Origin of the sequence: Faecalicatena contorta, assembly GCF_021531895.1 — a bacterium.
In the GTDB taxonomy this organism is placed as follows: Bacteria; Bacillota; Clostridia; order Lachnospirales; family Lachnospiraceae; genus JAFBIX01.
This window is the reverse complement of record NZ_JAFBIX010000070.1, coordinates 1-1,644: the sequence shown is the minus strand read 5'-3', so window position 1 is coordinate 1,644 and position 1,644 is coordinate 1. Positions and strand designations below refer to the sequence as shown.

The 1,644-nt window shown below is 34.8% G+C and carries 1 protein-coding gene; it reads left to right on the top strand.

The window, feature by feature from the left end; genetic code table 11:
* Window positions 1–377 precede the first annotated feature (377 nt).
* Window positions 378–1,232, top strand: coding sequence for a DMT family transporter (locus JQM81_RS13425; protein WP_235234326.1), 855 nt, complete (start codon window positions 378–380; stop codon window positions 1,230–1,232).
* The last annotated feature ends 412 nt before the right edge of the window (window positions 1,233–1,644 follow it).

The following is a 1,644-nucleotide window of genomic DNA, read 5'->3' as shown; positions in this document are numbered from 1 at the left end:
GATTCAGTTAGTTATTCTGCCAGTTTTTTGACAATATCTTTACTATGATCGTTCGCTCTGCATGACGCGCAGGAATTCTCCCGGATGAGGAAGTTGCGGATTTGGGGGATGTCAGGCGAGAAGATGGCCTCGAAATCATCAAGATTTCGGGGTGAATCAGCCTGGTCACAAAATATCTGCTTCTTTTCCTGTTATGGATTCTTAGCGAAGGACTCCGCAATGGCAACCATCCCATCTATCCTCTCGCCGTACACCTCCCAATTACCAACTAACTAATCTAAATTCCCATAAAGATTGAAAAATGCATATTTATTCATTATAATATATAAATATTGCGATGTTTTGAGCATAACAATTCGACTCTGGAGGATGACAAGATGAAAACGAATAAGAGAGCAATTTTGAATCTACATATAGCAGTAATGATGTTTGGACTATCAGGTGTAATTGGTCAGTTTGTAGAGATACCTTCGGTTATGGTTGCTTTTGGGAGGGTGGCATGTTCTTCGGTTTTGTTATTGTTAATGATGCGAATGAAAAGAGAGCCGTTGAGGTTGAAGGAGAAGAAAGATTATGTATTGATAATTGTAACGGGTATGATATTGGCAGTACACTGGACTACGTTTTTTCAGTCAATACAAGTATCTTCTGTAGCGATTGGAACGATTACTTTCTCGACATTTCCACTGTTTTTGACTTTTCTTGAACCGTTAGTCTTTCATGAGAAGCTTTATAAACAGAGTGTTATTGGAGCAATGCTGTTGATGATAGGTGTATTTATAACAATTCCTGAATTTTCCATAGGAAATCAGACGACAGTTGGAATCATCTGGGGAATGATCTGTAGTTTGACATATGCATTCTTGACCTTGGCAAATCGTTATTTTTCAGATAAATATGATGGTAAACTAATATGTTTTTATGAGCAAGGAACAGCTGCAATTGTGTTAATTCCGGCCTTATTTTTGTTAAATGTACACTGGAGGAGGCAAGATATAGTAGGTGTAGCATTTATTGGATTTGTGTGCACGGCATTTGCATATACATTATATGTAGATGCACAAAAGAAAGTAAAAGCGCAGACGGCGGGACTTATATCAGGAATGGAAACGGTGTATGGAATATTATATGCCTTAATCTTTTTGGGAGAAATTCCAACCATACGAGAAGTAATAGGAGGAATGATGATTCTAGGTGTCGCACTTTTCTGTTCTATACAAAAGAATAATTAACAATGAAATATCAGAAAATATATTAATATTAGATGAGGATAGAAATATTAATAATAAATTTGAAATATATATTGACAAATATACCGATTAGTGTTAATATCTAATTACAAAATAACAAAATTGATTTATAAAACAGATAAAAATCATTTGTTATCAGAATCAACAGCAATGTTGAAAAAGTTCCGAGAAATAAGGCGCTAAGTATCGGAAAAAGTTTATGAAAGGAAGGTACAAGCCACCAAAAACGTAAACTAAATCTTATAATTTAAAGAAAGTAAGAGGTATAGACCATTGGATAGTGAGTCAAAATAAGAACGGATGCGAAGTAATTGTTTTTTGCATCCGTTCTTATTTTGTGAGGAAATATAAAAGTAAAACGGGTTAATTGTCAGTGAATTCGACATATAAAGAA